This window comes from Brachybacterium sp. YJGR34 (genome assembly GCF_003347015.1).
In the GTDB taxonomy this organism is placed as follows: Bacteria; Actinomycetota; Actinomycetes; order Actinomycetales; family Dermabacteraceae; genus Brachybacterium.
The window spans coordinates 33,587-48,051 of the sequence record NZ_PNFB01000011.1; the positions used below are offsets into that span (position 1 = coordinate 33,587).

Annotated in this window: 13 protein-coding genes; 9 read left to right on the forward strand and 4 right to left on the reverse strand. The window is 73.1% G+C overall.

Going from position 1 to position 14,465, the window contains the following annotated elements; translation table 11 throughout:
* The first annotated feature begins 17 nt into the window (after window positions 1–17).
* From CXH06_RS10890 to CXH06_RS10900, 3 genes are all read left to right on the forward strand, one after another.
* Complete coding sequence (locus CXH06_RS10890) at window positions 18–818, forward strand: SDR family oxidoreductase (protein ID WP_114855215.1); 801 nt, start codon at window positions 18–20, stop codon at window positions 816–818.
* Entirely contained in the window at window positions 818–2,674 is a 1,857-nt protein-coding gene (locus tag CXH06_RS10895; RefSeq protein ID WP_232820310.1) for an ABC transporter ATP-binding protein, read from the forward strand. Before CXH06_RS10890 ends, CXH06_RS10895 begins: the two co-directional genes overlap by 1 nt.
* A gap of 162 nt (window positions 2,675–2,836) precedes the next feature.
* Window positions 2,837–3,061, forward strand: a complete 225-nt coding sequence (locus CXH06_RS10900; RefSeq protein WP_114855290.1) for a hypothetical protein — start codon at window positions 2,837–2,839, stop codon at window positions 3,059–3,061.
* Window positions 3,062–3,071: 10 nt separating this feature from the next.
* Here the strand turns inward: CXH06_RS10900 and CXH06_RS10905 are convergent, their stop codons facing one another.
* Entirely contained in the window at window positions 3,072–3,344 is a 273-nt protein-coding gene (locus CXH06_RS10905; RefSeq protein ID WP_114855216.1) for a 2Fe-2S iron-sulfur cluster binding domain-containing protein, read from the reverse strand.
* Window positions 3,345–3,620: 276 nt separating this feature from the next.
* On the reverse strand, window positions 3,621–3,830 hold the full coding sequence (locus CXH06_RS10910; RefSeq protein ID WP_114855217.1) for a hypothetical protein: 210 nt from the start codon (window positions 3,828–3,830) through the stop codon (window positions 3,621–3,623).
* Between the two features lie 442 nt (window positions 3,831–4,272).
* Here CXH06_RS10910 and ileS point away from each other — a divergent pair, with 442 nt between their 5' ends.
* Entirely contained in the window at window positions 4,273–7,569 is a 3,297-nt protein-coding gene (gene ileS / locus CXH06_RS10915) for an isoleucine--tRNA ligase (protein WP_114855218.1), read from the forward strand.
* A 174-nt stretch (window positions 7,570–7,743) separates the two neighbouring features.
* On the opposite strand, the gene CXH06_RS10920 is transcribed toward ileS, so the two are convergent.
* Window positions 7,744–9,318, reverse strand: a complete 1,575-nt coding sequence (locus CXH06_RS10920; protein WP_114855291.1) for a hypothetical protein — start codon at window positions 9,316–9,318, stop codon at window positions 7,744–7,746.
* Window positions 9,315–10,085 carry a hypothetical protein gene (locus CXH06_RS10925; RefSeq protein ID WP_114855219.1) on the reverse strand — a complete coding sequence of 257 codons (771 nt, stop codon included), beginning with the start codon at window positions 10,083–10,085 and terminating at the stop codon, window positions 9,315–9,317. Before CXH06_RS10925 ends, CXH06_RS10920 begins: the two co-directional genes overlap by 4 nt.
* Window positions 10,086–10,311: 226 nt before the next feature.
* On the opposite strand from CXH06_RS10925, the gene CXH06_RS10930 reads away from it, so the two are divergent.
* From CXH06_RS10930 to ftsY, 5 genes are all read left to right on the forward strand, one after another.
* On the forward strand, window positions 10,312–11,661 hold the full coding sequence (locus CXH06_RS10930; protein ID WP_157975702.1) for a folylpolyglutamate synthase/dihydrofolate synthase family protein: 1,350 nt from the start codon (window positions 10,312–10,314) through the stop codon (window positions 11,659–11,661).
* Window positions 11,662–11,663: 2 nt separating this feature from the next.
* On the forward strand, window positions 11,664–12,083 hold the full coding sequence (locus CXH06_RS10935) for a DUF4233 domain-containing protein (RefSeq protein WP_114855221.1): 420 nt from the start codon (window positions 11,664–11,666) through the stop codon (window positions 12,081–12,083).
* Window positions 12,084–12,139: 56 nt separating this feature from the next.
* On the forward strand, window positions 12,140–12,565 hold the full coding sequence (gene ndk / locus CXH06_RS10940) for a nucleoside-diphosphate kinase (protein WP_114855222.1): 426 nt from the start codon (window positions 12,140–12,142) through the stop codon (window positions 12,563–12,565).
* Between the two features lie 97 nt (window positions 12,566–12,662).
* Entirely contained in the window at window positions 12,663–12,824 is a 162-nt protein-coding gene (locus tag CXH06_RS18340) for a hypothetical protein (RefSeq protein WP_157975703.1), read from the forward strand.
* 99 nt (window positions 12,825–12,923) lie between these two features.
* Window positions 12,924–14,420: a signal recognition particle-docking protein FtsY gene (ftsY, locus tag CXH06_RS10945; RefSeq protein WP_114855223.1), complete on the forward strand. Its 1,497-nt coding sequence runs from the start codon at window positions 12,924–12,926 to the stop codon at window positions 14,418–14,420.
* Window positions 14,421–14,465 lie beyond the last annotated feature (45 nt).

Sequence of the window (14,465 nt, forward strand, 5' to 3'; positions counted from 1 at the left end):
CGGCGTACGCTGAGGCGATGACCACTGCGAACACCACCGACGCCCGTCCCGAGAACCCCGTCCCCGGCCTCACCGCCGTCGTCACCGGCGCCTCCTCCGGCATCGGCCGGGCCACCGCGCAGCGCCTGGTCGCCGACGGCTGGCAGGTCCTCGCCGTCGCCCGCCGCGAGGAGCGGCTGGCCGAGCTCGCCGCGGAGACCGGCTGCCAGGTCATGGCCGTCGACATCACCGACCAGGACTCCGTGGACGCGCTCGCCGAGCGCGCCCAGGAGCTGTTCGGCCCCACCCTCAACGCGATCGTCCACGTGGCCGGCGGCGCCCTCGGCGTCGAGCCGGTGGCCGAGGCGGACGTGGAGAAGTGGCAGGCGATGTACGAGCGCAACGTGCTGGGCACCCTCCGCGTCACCCGCGCCCTGCTGCCCGCCGTGCGCCGCAGCGGTCGCGGCGACGTGCTGCTGGTGACCTCCGTGGCCGCCCACGAGGCCTACCCCGGCGGCTCCGGCTACAACGCGGCCAAGGCCGGGGAGCACATGCTCGCCCGCACCCTGCGCCTCGAGCTGAACGGCGAGAAGGTCCGCGTCATCGAGATCGCGCCCGGCATGGTGCGCACCGAGGAGTTCTCCCTCGTGCGGCTCGGTGACCAGGGGGCGGCCGACGCCGTCTACGACGGGGTCGAGCAGCCCCTCACGGCCGAGGACTGCGCCGACGTCATCTCCTATGCCCTCGGCGCCCCGCACCACGTGAACCTCGACCTGGTGACCGTGCGCCCCCTGGCCCAGGCCGCGGCCCATCGCGTGGCCCGCCACCAGGGAGTCTGATGGCCTTCCTCGGCGCCGGCATGGGCGCCGCCGGCGGGATGGGCGCCGCCGGTCCCCATGGCGGCATGGGCGGCGGGGGCCGGGGCGCGGAGCGCGCGGAGGGGGCCAGGCCCGATCCGCGCCGTGTGCTCGGGCTGTTCCGCCCCTACCGCGGGACGCTCCTCGTGGTGCTGCTGCTGATCGTGCTCGGCGCCGCGATCGGCGTGGTCTCCCCGTTCCTGGTCCGGGAGATCGTCGACGTCGCCCTGCCGGACCAGCGCTCCGACGTCCTGGCCGCGGCGGTGGGCGGGCTGCTCGCCGTCACCGTGATCGCCAACGTCCTCGGGGTCACCCAGGCCATGCTCTCCACGAGGGTGGGCCAGTCCGTCATGCACGACCTGCGGGTCGCGGTGTACTCCCACCTGCAGCGCATGGGGCTGAGCTTCTACACCCGCACCCGCACCGGCGAGATCCAGTCCCGCATCTTCTCCGACATCGGCTCGATGCAGGCCGTGGTCACGAGCGTGATGACGCAGATCGTCTCCGCCGGTGCCGGGGTGGCGATGGCGCTGGTCGCGATGGTGGTCCTGGACTGGCGCCTGACGCTGTTCTCCCTCGTCGCGCTGCCCTTCGCGGTGTGGATGAACCGGCGGGTGGGCCGGCGCCGTCGCCGCATCGTCCGCACCCGCCAGGAGAAGGCGGCGGACCTCTCCGCCGGCATCCAGGAGTCGCTGTCCGTCTCCGGGATCCTGCTGGGCGTGACCATGGGGCGCACCCGTGCGCTCACCGAGGCCTTCGCGGACGACTCCCGGGAGCTGGCGGACCTCGAGGTCCGCTCCGAGATGGCCGGCCGCTGGCAGATGGCGGTCTTCACGACCGCGATGGCCCTGTTCCCGGCGCTGACCTACCTCCTGGGCGGTCACCTGCTGTTCTCCGGCGCCGGGGTCACCATCGGCACCCTCGTCGCCTTCATCGCCCTGCAGTCCACCCTGTTCCCGCAGATCAACGGGCTGCTGCGGGTCGCCACCCAGGTCAACGCCTCGCTCGCGCTGTTCACCCGGGTCTTCGAGTACCTCGACGCGCCGATCGAGATCCAGGACGCGCCCGACGCCCTCGCGCTGGACCCCGCCGCCGTGCGCGGCGAGATCCGCTTCGAGGGCGTGAGCTTCACCTACCCCGGGGCCGACGCCCCCGCCCTGGACGCGGTGGATCTGACGGTCCCGGCCGGGAAGCACACCGCCCTGGTGGGCTCCACCGGCTCCGGCAAGACCACCACCGGCTACCTCATGGCCCATCTGTACGAGCCCACCGCCGGGCGGATCACCCTCGACGGCCACGACCTGCGCACGCTCTCGCTGGAGTCCCTCGCCGCGAGCCTCGGCATGGTCACCCAGGAGACCTACCTGCTGCACGCGACCATCGCGGAGAACCTGCGCTTCGCCGGCCCCGGGGCGAGCGACGAGGACCTCGAGCGGGCATGCCGGATCGCTCAGATCCACGAGCACATCGTCGCCCTGCCCGCGGGCTACGACACCGTGGTGGGCGAGCGCGGCTACCGCTTCTCCGGCGGGGAGAAGCAGCGCCTGGCGCTCGCACGGACGATCCTGCGCGATCCTCCCGTGCTGCTGCTGGACGAGGCGACCTCCGCTCTCGACGTCGCCACCGAGCGCGCCATGTCCGGGGCGCTCGAGGCGGTCGCCCGCGGGCGCACCACGGTCTCCATCGCGCATCGGCTCTCGACGATCCGCCGCGCCGACCAGATCGTCGTGCTGGCCGCGGGGCGCGTCGTGGAGCGCGGCACCTACGCCGAGCTGCTGGCGCGCGGCGGGGCCTTCGCGGAGCTCGCCGCCCAGGACGCCGCGGGCACGGGCTCCTGAGCACCGCCCGGGGCAGCGGCCGGCCCCGCGGGACTACGACCAAAGGAGGAGGAGCACATCCTCCCGGGGCGGGATGTGCCCGCGCGGGCCGCGGGGGAGGATCGGGTCATCGCCCGGCAGCGGCCGGGCGGCCCGCCGATTCCGCGCGAAGGGGACCACGCCATGGTGACGATGCCTCCCGAGGCTCCGTCCGACCGGGTCACGAGCGGCAGGCCCGCCGGCGGCCGGCCGGTGCTGTTCACCGTGCTGCTCGCCGTCGCCGCGCTGGGCGTGCTCGCCCTGCTGGTGGCGGGGCCGGCGCTCGCGCCGTCCCTCGCGGTGGTCTCCGCCGCGGGTCTGATCTCCCTGATGGGGATCGCGTGGGCGGTGGCCGGACCGCGCCTGTGAGCCGGTCGGCTCAGACGTCGATCTCGATCTCGCCCTCGCCGCGGGAGACGCACGTGATCATCTGATCGGCCTTCTCGTCGTCCATGAGGAACTCGTCCATGTGCTCGACCTCGCCGGAGACCAGGGGCACCACGCAGGTGCCGCACACCCCGCCCTCGCACGAGTAGTCCATGGGGATGTCGTGATCGAGCAGCGCCTGCAGGAGGGATTGGCCCTCCGCGACCTCGACCGTGATCCCGGACTTGAGGCACTTGGCGGTGAAGGGCTCTCCGAACAGCGACATCCTCGCTCCTTCTGCATCGACCGCCCCGGAGTCGAGGCGCGTTCCTGAAGGCACCAGTGTTCCACGACCCCGTGCCGGGGACGAGGTGAGGCACGCCTCATCCAGGGCCGCCACCGGACCCGGGGCGGGCCGAGGCCGGGCCCGGGGGCGGGGTGGGTCGGAGGGGCAGAGGAGCCAGTATTCGGCCAGATAGGTCTCTACAGCGCCTATCGGGCTGAACAGTGGCGCCTTCCTGCCCGACCCGCTCCTGTCCATCCCGCGCACCCATCACCGGGCTCAGGTCTCGTCGGCGCGCGGCGTGGTGCTGACGCTGCCGGTGCCCGCCTCGAGCGGGGCCTCCCAGGCCTGCTCGCCCTGCCCCGGGGCGGCCTCCGCGGAGGGGGTGAGCGCGAGCGCGGCCGGACCGAAGCTCAGCACCAGCATCGCCGCGGCGCCCAGTGCCGCGACGCCGGTCGTGGTGCGTCGTCGGGGATGGTCCTCGTCCATGGGGTGTCCTCCTTCGAGGTGATCGTCCGTGGAGCGATGTCCCCATCCCAGGGCCTTCACCTGTGCCGGGGCTGTGCGCGCGGGCCCGGATGCCTGGGAGCTCGGCCCGCGGGACGCACCGGGCGCCCCGGCCGGGTGGGGTCGGCCGCAGGTGTTCTCCGTGTCTCCTCCGCTCGATGGGGAGTGACCGCCCCCGGCTCGGCGCGTACACTGGCCGCCATCGGCACCGACCCGGCCATCACCGGAGAGCCGCGGGAAGAACGGCCGGCGTCCCCCGAGGGGGCGCACGCCCAGTAGAACCCGCCGGGACCAGCCCGTCACAGCTGAGGAACAAGGGGGCACCTGGCCCGCGGCCCGTCCGCGTGCGAGGCGCCAACCGGGGTGGTACCGCGCCGCAGGGCGTCCTCGGGACAGCACCGTCCACGCCGCCCCGGAGGTCCCCATGGTGTATCCGCGCAACGGATCCCCCCTCGTCCCCTCGCCGACCCTGCCCGAGCTCGAGAACCGCATCCAGGAGTTCTGGCGCACCGACGACACCTTCCGGGCCTCGATCGCGCAGCGCGAGGGAGCCGAGGAGTTCGTCTTCTACGACGGCCCGCCCTTCGCCAACGGCCTGCCGCACTACGGCCACCTGCTCACCGGCTTCGTCAAGGACGTGGTGCCCCGCTTCCGCACCATGTGCGGGAACAGGGTGGATCGCCGCTTCGGCTGGGACACCCACGGACTGCCCGCCGAGCTCGAGGCCATGCGGGAGCTGGGCATGACCGAGAAGGCGGAGATCGAGGCGATGGGCGTGGAGCAGTTCAACGCCGCCGCCCGCGCCTCGGTGCTGAAGTACACCAAGGAGTGGGAGGAGTACGTCACCCGCCAGGCGCGCTGGGTCGACTTCGAGAACGACTACAAGACCCTCGACCCCACCTTCATGGAGTCGGTGCTGTGGGCCTTCAAGACCCTCTACGACAAGGGCCGCGCCTACGAGGGCTACTCCGTCATGCCCTACTGCTGGAAGGACGAGACCGTCCTGTCCAGCCACGAGCTGCGCATGGACGACGACGTCTACCAGGACCGCCAGGACCCCTCCGTGGTGATCACCTTCCCCCTGCGCGGGGAGCGGGCCGCGCAGCTGGGGCTGGACGGGGTCAAGGCCCTGGCCTGGACGACCACGCCGTGGACGCTGCCCACGAACTTCTCCCTCGCCGTCGGCCCCGAGATCACCTACGTCACCGTCCCGGCCGGCCCCCTCGGCGCGGCGGACGGCACCGCGGAGGGCGAGGGCGCCTTCCTGCTGGCCGAGGACCTGCTGGGCTCCTTCGTGAGCGAGCTCGGCTACGAGGATCTCGAGTCCGCGCAGGCCGCGCTCGCCGAGCGCCGCTTCGCCGGGGCCGAGCTCGAGCACATCTCCTACGAGGTGCTGTGGGACGTGTACTCCGCCGACCGCGAGCGGTGGGGCACGCACAACGCCTGGATCATCACCGTCGCGGACTACGTCTCCACCGCCGACGGCACCGGCATCGTCCACCAGGCCACGGCCTACGGCGAGGAGGACCAGAAGGTCAACGCCGCCTACGGGATCCCCGTGATCGTCTCGGTCGACGACGGCGCCGTCTTCCTGGACCACTTCCGCGGCACCGCCCTCGAGGAGATCGCGGGCCTGCAGGTGTTCGACGCGAACCGGCCCATCATCCGCAACCTCCAGCGGATGAGCCGGCTGTTCAAGGAGACCAGCTATGTGCACTCCTACCCGCACTGCTGGCGCTGCCGGAACCCGCTGATCTACAAGGCGGTGGGCTCCTGGTTCGTGAAGGTCGCCGATCAGCGCGAGCGCATGCTCGAGCTCAACGAGCAGATCGAGTGGGTGCCCGGCAACGTCAAGCACGGCCAGTTCGGCACCTGGCTCGAGGGCGCCCGGGACTGGGCGATCTCCCGCAACCGCTACTTCGGCACGCCCATCCCGGTGTGGACCTCGGACGACCCGAACCATCCGCGGATCGACGTCTACGGCTCGCTCGCGGAGATGGAGCGGGACTTCGGCCGCGTGCCCACCGACGAGCTGGGCGAGGTCAACCTCCACCGCCCCTACATCGACCACCTCACCCGCCCGAACCCGGACGACCCGACGGGGCGGTCCACCATGCGCCGCGTCACCGACGTGTTCGACGTCTGGTTCGACTCCGGCTCGATGCCCTTCGCACAGGTGCACTACCCCTTCGAGAACACCGACTGGTTCGAGTCCCACAACCCGGCGGACTTCATCGTCGAGTACGTCGGGCAGACCCGCGGCTGGTTCTACGTCATGCACGTGCTCTCCACGGCGCTGTTCGACCGTCCCGCGTTCTCGAGCGTGATCTGCCACGGCATCGTGCTCGGCGAGGACGGGCAGAAGATGTCCAAGTCGCTGCGGAACTACCCCGACGTGCGCGAGATGTTCGACGCCTACGGGGCCGACGCGATGCGCTGGTTCCTCATGTCCTCGCCGATCCTGCGCGGCGGCAACTTGATCGTCGACGAGCCGCGGATCCGCGACGCCGTGCGGCAGACGGTGCTGCCGCTGTGGAGCGTGTGGTACTTCCTGGCGCTGTACGCGAACGCCGCGGGGGAGAAGGACGCGGACGGACGGCCGACGGGCTACACCGGGACACCCCGCCACACCTCCACCGACGTGATGGACCGCTACCTGCTGGCCCGCACCGGCGACCTGGTGCGCACCGTCAGGGAGCGGATGACGGCGCTGTCGATCGCCGATGCCGCCGAAGCGATCCAGGACTACCTGGACATGCTCACCAACTGGTACGTGCGCCGCTCCCGCGACCGCTTCTGGGAGGGCGACGAACAGGCCATCGACGTGCTCTCCACCTGCCTGGAGACGCTGTGCCGGGTGGCGGCGCCGCTGCTGCCCATGGTCACCGAGGAGATCTGGCAGCAGCTGACGGGCGGCCGCTCCGTGCACCTGACCGACTGGCCGGACGACTCCCTCTTCCCGCGGGACGAGGAGCTGGTGGCGCGGATGGACGACGTCCGCCGCGTCGCGGGCGTCGGCAACTCGCTGCGCAAGAAGGAGCAGCTGCGGGCCCGCCTGCCCCTCGCCGAGCTCACCGTGGTCCACCACGATCCCTCCTCCCTCGAGGACTTCTCCGCGATCATCGCCGACGAGCTCAACGTCAAGGCCGTGCGGCTGCTGGACGTGGCGAGCGAGGAGGCGCAGGGCATGGGCGTCGAGCAGCGACTGAGCGTCAACGCGCGCGCCGCCGGACCGCGCCTGGGCAAGCAGGTGCAGACCGTGATCAAGGGCTCCAAGTCCGGCGACTGGTCGGTGGACGAGGCCGGGACCGTCACCGCGGGCGGCATCGCCCTGGAGGAGGGGGAGTACTCCCTGGACCTGGTCGCCGGGCAGAGCGCCGCGCTCGAGGGCCGGGCCGTGGGAGTGCTCGCCGGTGGCGACTTCCTCGCCCTGGACACCCGCCTCACCCTGGAGCTCGAGTCCGAGGGCACCGCCCGGGACGTGGTGCGCGCGATCCAGTCCGCGCGCCGCGGGGCCGGCTTCGAGGTCTCCGACCGCATCCGCCTGACCGTCGACGGTGACGAACCGGTGGTGGCGGCGGTCGCCGCGCACCGGGACCTGGTCGCCGGCGAGGTGCTCGCCCTCGAGGTGGGCGTCCCGGCCGCCCCGGCCGCCGGCGCCCACGCGGCGACGGAGAAGGTCTCCGGCGGCGCCGTGACGGTGTCCGTCACCCGGGCCTGAGGAGCGGCGGGATCCCGCGCACGCGGCCGTCGGCCCCCCGGGGGAGTCGGCGGCCGCACCTCTGCCGCCCGTCCACCGGCAGGCCGCTGCCCCCGGCCGGCCGGGGGCATGGCGTGCTCCGGGGCGGGTGCGGCGGCGGAGGGCGGACGGGACCGGACACCGGCCGCGGTCCGCTCACGGTGCGCCCCGACCCACGGTCACCACGTGGGACCGTGCCACGACGGTGCCGTCCCCGAGGTACACGCCGGTGAGGTCGTCCTGCAGCGCGGAGAGTGTCGGGTCGCTCGCCGTGGCTCGGCCGACGCTGCCCGAGTAGCCGGCGTCGGCATCGCCGTCCGGACCCACCGAGTCGTGATTCGACGCGAGGACCTCCACGAGGTCGATCGAAGGCACCGGATAGCCCGGCAGCGAGACCTCGTGCCGGTTCGGCGCCCCCAGCGTGCCCCCGTCGACCTGCAGGCCGCCGAGGTCGAGTCCCGGGATCAGGTCTCCGCTGATCCCCTCGGGACCGATCCCGCCCGCATGGTGCACGCTCACCGACTGCGTCGACCCCTGGGCCGGGACGGACGTCTGCACCGGCGAGCCCACCGCGACGGTGTGCGTGACGTGGTAGGTGCCCGACTGGCCGGAGGAGCTGTTGAAGGTGGGGTCCGCCGAGAGCCGGTTCGCCACGATGCCGCCCTGGGAATGGCCGACGATCAACACCTGCGCGCCCGGCGGGACCTCTGCGGACGCCATCGCGGCCCGCACGTCGTCCATCGCGGCGGGGTGCTGCCCGGCGATCAGCCGCAGGTTCGAGCTCCAGTCCCGGGAGTTCCCCTGTCCGCCGTAGGCGCCGGGGACGTCGGTGAGGTCCGCACCCTCCGTGGGAGGGATCTGGACGATGTATGCGGGCTCCCCGCCATCGGCGCGGTGCACCTCCTGGATGCCGATCCGGCCGTTCTCGAGCGGGCCGCCGGGGGTGTCCAGGCGCAGTGCGTCGTTCTGCGCGATCAGGTCCTGCAGGGTCTGCGGGCTCGGCGTCGGGATCGACTCCGTGCGCACCGATTCGACGATGCCTCCGGGACGGTCGTCGAACAGGGCCGTGTCCTCTCCGGTGACCGCCTCGTACGCCCCGACCCCCGCGGATCCGGTGGTCAGCAGCCCCGCCGCGCCGAGCTCGGCGATGGTCGGGACGCGCTCGCCGGTGGCCCAGTCCTCGAGGACGCCGCCGAGGTGGTCCGCGTCCCGCTGGAGCTGCGCGATCCCGTGGGTGTTCGCCCCGAGCAGCCCCAGGCCGCCCTCGAGCAGATCGATCCCCGTGTCGACGCCCCACCCGATGCCGTCGGAGACCCACCCCGCCAGGTCCGAGAGCGCTCCTTCCGCCGGGTCCTCGAACTCGGCAGGGATCCCGGGACGGTCCGCGCGGAGAGGCCCCCGAGAGGACGGCGAGGCCTCCACGGGCGGGATCGTGCCGCCGCTCGTGCCCGTGGGGGAGCCGTCAGCCGCCGAGGCGACGTCCTGCTGATCCGCCTGACCGAGTCCGTCCTCGCCCCGGGCCCGCAGCTCCGCGACCATCGAGACCAACTGCCGGGAGGCCAGCGCGGACCAGCGGCCGCGGAACGCCTCCGCATCGGCGCCCGTCCACCGGACGCCGTGGACCGCGGCCCCCAGGCGCGCGGCGAGCTCCTCGACCTCGCCGGAGGCCGTGCACAGGCGCTCGGCGTGGTCGCGCACCTGCGCGGTGTCCATCCCCCAGAACTCGGTCACTGCGCACTGCCCGAGGCGGCGCACGCGGCCGCGAATCGCAGGCCCTGCTCGAGGACCGGCAGCACCGTGCCCAGGACGTCCCCGCCGTTCACCGCATGGACCCCCGGACCGGGCCTCGTGGGCCGGTCCGTCCGGTACAGGCCCCTCTGCCCGCTCACCCAGAGGCAGGACCAGGTCACCGGCTCCTCCGTCACCCTCCGCCGCGGATCGTGGAGGGTCAGGGCGAGGGAGAGGCGAGGCCCTCCGGCCGTCAGGGCGTCCCGCAGGGACTCATCGAGGTCGGGGACCTCGGCGACGGCCTGCTCGGGGGAGAGCCCGCGCCCGAGGGCGGCGGAGACGGTGCGGTGCTGCGACGGCGTGAACCGCCGGGCATCGGTGTCGCGCCGGATGCTCAGCCGCGGCGGCGCGAGATCCATCCCGGCCTCCTCGAGCAGCTCGGTGATCCTCGCCGGGACGTCCTGCACGTCGATCGAGGACCACTGCGAGAGTTCCTCGCCGTCGGACCGCTCGAGGGTCGCGGACCCAGGGGTCAGACCGCATCGGAGACGCCGTGTGCGCGGACCGTCGGTCACCGCCGCGACCAGCAGGGCCGGGGCGGTCAGCTGACGGAGGACGAGGTCGAGGACGGCAGGGTCGGGAGGCGACGTGACGGGCGGTCCCGGGTCCGCGGCCAGAGAGCGATAGACGGGGTTCCACGTCCGGGTGCCCGCGGCGGCCTCGGCCGCCCATCGTGCCGCTTCGTCCAGGGCGGCGATCACCTGGGGCATCGTGCACCTCCTCCTCGGGGCCGGTCCCGAGCGGTGCCGGCACGATCCCGACCCTATGAGCGAGCTCACGCCGTGACGATGGGCAGAAGTCCCCGTGTGCACGGCGGCGTCGTGGGGAGGAGCGGTCCCGCCCCCTGCCTCGTACACTGAACGGCGCCCCTCCGCCTCTCTCCCCTCAGGAGCCGCTGTGCCCTCTCCCTCCCGTCCGGGTCCCTCACGTCGGGTCATGTCGCCCGAGCTGCGCGAGGTCTACGCGGAGCTGCTCCAGCGCGCCCCCGAGAACCGGATCGAGCCGGACCTCTCGCGCATCACGCGGGTGATGGAGCTGATGGGGGACCCGCAGCAGTCCTACCGGTCGATCCGCATCGCCGGCACCAACGGCAAGACCACCACCGCGCGGATCCTCGAACGGATCCTGCGGGAGGCCGGGCTGCGCACGGGGCGGACCACCAGCCCGCACCTCCACTCGCCGGTGGAGCGCATCGCGATCGACGGCCATCCGATCGACGAGGAGGGCTTCCTGCAGGCCTATCGCGACGTCGAGCCCTTCGCCGCGATCGTCGACGCCGAGTCCGAGGCCGCCGGCGGGGTGCGCCTGACCTACTTCGAGTACCTCACCGCGATGGCCTTCCAGGCCTTCGCCTCCGCCCCGGTGGACGTGGCGGTGGTGGAGACCGGGCTGGGCGGCACCTGGGATGCCACGGGCGCCGTCGATCCCGACGTCGCCGTCGTGACCCCCATCTCCCTGGATCACCAGGACTACCTCGGGGACACGATCGCCCAGATCGCCGGGGAGAAGGCCGGGATCCTCACCGCCCGCGCCACGGCGATCATCGCCAACCAGCCGTACCAGGACGCCGGTGACGTGCTGCGTGATCGCATCGCCGAGCTCGGGGCCGAGGCCGCGATCGAGGATCAGCAGATCGGTGTCCTGGCCCGTACCCCCGGGGTCGGCGGGCAGATGCTGTCCCTGCAGGGCATCGCCGGTCGCTACGACGAGGTGTTCCTCTCCCTGCTGGGCGAGCACCAGGCCCGCAACGCCCTGCTCGCCGTCGCCGCCGCGGAGGCCCTGCTGGGCGACGGCAGCACGGCGCTGGACGGGGAGCTGCTCCACGCGGCGCTCTCCACCAGCACCTCGCCGGGCCGTTCCGAGGTGGTGCGGCAGGCGCCGACGGTCCTCCTGGACGCCGCGCACAATCCTGCCGGTGCCCTCACCCTGGTCGAGACGGTCCGGGAGAACTTCCGCTTCACCCGGACCGTCGGCCTGGTGGGCATCCTCGAGGAGAAGGACGCCGAGGAGATCCTCTCCGTGCTCGAGTCGCTGCTGGACCAGGTCGTGATCACCCAGTCCTCCTCGCCGCGCGCGATCCCCGCGGACCGCCTGGCGGATCTCGCCCGCGACGTCTTCGAGGACGAGGACCGGGTGAGCGAGCAGGCGAGCCTGCCCGATGCGATCCAGATCGCCGTCGACCTCGCCGAGAGCGAGGGCGACCAGTTCGGCGGCGTGGTCGTGGCGGGTTCGGTGACCCTCGCCGCCGAGGTCCGGGACCTGCTCGGCGTCCCCGACGAGGAGTGACCGTGGCGCTGGACCTCACTCCCTCCGGCCGCGCCCACGGGGCGCAGCGCATGTTCTCGGCCACCACGCTGGTGCTCGAGGCCCTGGTCGTCTTCTTCGCGGTGCTCGTCGCCCATCAGCTGGTGCCCGAGGAGCGGGTGCTGACCTGGACCTGGGGGCTGCTCACCGCGGCCGGCCTGCTGCTGTGCGGCGGGCTGCTGAAGCGCGGAGCATGGCCCTACTGGCTGGGTCTGGCGCTGCAGGTGCCGGTGGTCCTGCTGGGCCTGCAGGTCTCCGCGATGTGGGTGATCGGGATCTTCTTCGCCGGCCTGTACGGCTTCGGTGTCGTCAAGGGGCAGCAGCTGGACCGGGAGAAGGACGCCGTGGACGCCGCGGTGCGGGCGGCCGAGGGGCGGGACCCCGCCGCGGGCGCCGGCTCCTGAGCAGCGGCCGGGCTCCGATGCAGGGCCCGGCGGATCGCATGGGTACCCTGTTGGCCATGACCGCACAGCGCACCCTCGTCCTGCTCAAGCCCGACGCCGTCCAGCGCGGCCTGCGCGGGGAGATCATCCGCCGCATCGAGGCGAAGGGCTACGACATCGTCGCCCTCGCCCAGCGCACCGCCACCGCCGAGGAGCTCGCCGCCCACTATGCCGAGCACGAGGGCAAGCCCTTCTACCCCGGGCTCGTCGAGTACATGGGCGCCTCCCCGCTGGTGGCGATCGTCGCCGAGGGCGTGAACGTGATCCCCGGCTTCCGCTCGCTCGCCGGCGCCACCAACCCCACCGAGGCCGCGCCCGGCACGATCCGCGGCGACCTCGCCTGCGAGGCGGACCTCCCCGTCATCCAGAACCTCGTGCACGGCTCGGACTCCGAGGAGTCCTCCGCGCGCGAGATCGGGATCTGGTTCCCCGAGCTCGGCTGACCTCCCTGCCGCCGTCGGCGGCCCGACGCGCCGCGATGAGGTGCGTCGCACTCGTGTCGCACCCCGCGATCCGCGGTCGGTGTGCAGAATGTGGGATATGGAACTGCCCTTCGTCGTCATCGCCTTCCTGGTCCTCGCCCTGCTGGTCGCGGTCGGGGTCATGGTCGGCGTCGCCATGCCGCACCTGCGGTCCTCCGACGGCGAGGACGAGGGGCGCGCGGAGACTGTGCGCCGTCACCGCTCGCGCACCGGGCGCTGACCCTCGGGACGAACCCTGGGGGTGGGCCGTCGGGCGGTCCGCCTAGACTGGCCGCTGACCTCGCCGCATCGTCGGCTTCCCCGACCTCGGAGGTGACCCGTGGATCCCGATGCCCTCATAGCTCTCCTCGCCGGTGGAGGCAGCGCGGTTCTCGTGCTCGGCGCCGGCGCCTGGGCCTACGTGCGCTCCCGCGGGAGGACGTCGTCGACCGACGACTCCGCGGGGACGACGAGCTCCGACGGCACCGGTGAGAGCGGCGGCAGCGATGCCGAGAGCTCGACCACCGCGACCGCCGTCAAGGAGCGCCCCGCGGCACCCAGCTGGGCGGACACCCTCTCGGCCCCGACCACGGCGCCGCCCGCCGGGGAGCCCTCGCCGGCCCCCGCCGAGGAACCGGCCGCAGAGGGCGAGCCGGCCGGGGCCGCCTCCTCGAGCACCCTCGAGGAGCGGCCGGCCGATGAGGAGGCCTCGTCGGCGCCGGACGCGGAGACGTCGGGTCCCGCCCCCGTCGAGGAGCCGGCCGACGAGTCGGCGACCGTCGAGCACCCCGGCACCGGTGCGCCCGTCACGGCACCGGAGCCCGAGGACACCGAGGTCGCCCCCGCGCCGGAGCCCGAGGCGGCGGCCGCTCCCGCGATCGAGACCCCCGAGGCGCCCGAGAGCCGGATGGTGCGCCTGCGCGCGCGGCTCGCGCGCTCGGGCTCCCTGGGACGCGGCATCCTCACCCTCCTGACCCGCGGCAGCATCGACGAGAGCACCTGGGACGAGATCGAGGAGACGCTGCTGCTCGCCGATCTCGGCCCGGACGCCACCGACGAGATGCTCGAGAACCTCCGGCGTCGGATCCAGGTGCTGGGCACGGACGATCCCCAGGCCGTGCGCGAGGTGCTGCGCGAGGAGCTCCTGTCTCTCATCGATCCGGCGCTGGACCGCCGTCTCGCGGCGAGCCGCCGCACGGCCCCCGACGGCACCGAGCTCCCCTCGGTGCTGCTCATGGTCGGGGTCAACGGCACCGGCAAGACCACCACGGTCGGCAAGCTCGCCCGGGTCCTGGTCGCCGCGGATCGCACGGTGGTTCTCGGCGCGGCCGACACCTTCCGCGCCGCCGCCGCCGAGCAGCTGGCCACGTGGGGCGATCGCGTGGGCGTGGACACCGTCCGCTCCGACCGCGACGGCGCGGACCCCGCGGCCGTCGCCTTCGACGCCGTGAAGGAGGGCATCGAGCAGGAGGTCGACGTCGTCATCGTCGACACCGCCGGGCGCCTGCAGAACAAGAAGGGCCTGATGGACGAGCTCGGCAAGGTGCGCCGTGTGGCCGAGAAGGGCCTGCACGGCGACGAGGTCGCCGAGGTGCTCCTGGTCATCGACGCCACCACCGGGCAGAACGGCATGCAGCAGGCCCGGGTGTTCTCCGAGGCCGTGAACATCACCGGCATCGTCCTGACCAAGCTCGACGGCACCGCCAAGGGCGGCATCGTCGTCAACGTCCAGCGCGAGCTCGGCGTCCCGGTGAAGATGGTCGGGCTCGGCGAGGGCATGGACGATCTCACGCCCTTCGACCCCCACGGCTTCGTCGACGCCCTGCTCGAGGGCTGACCCGGACCCGGACCGGCACCACGACGGCCTCCCCGCATCGCGGGG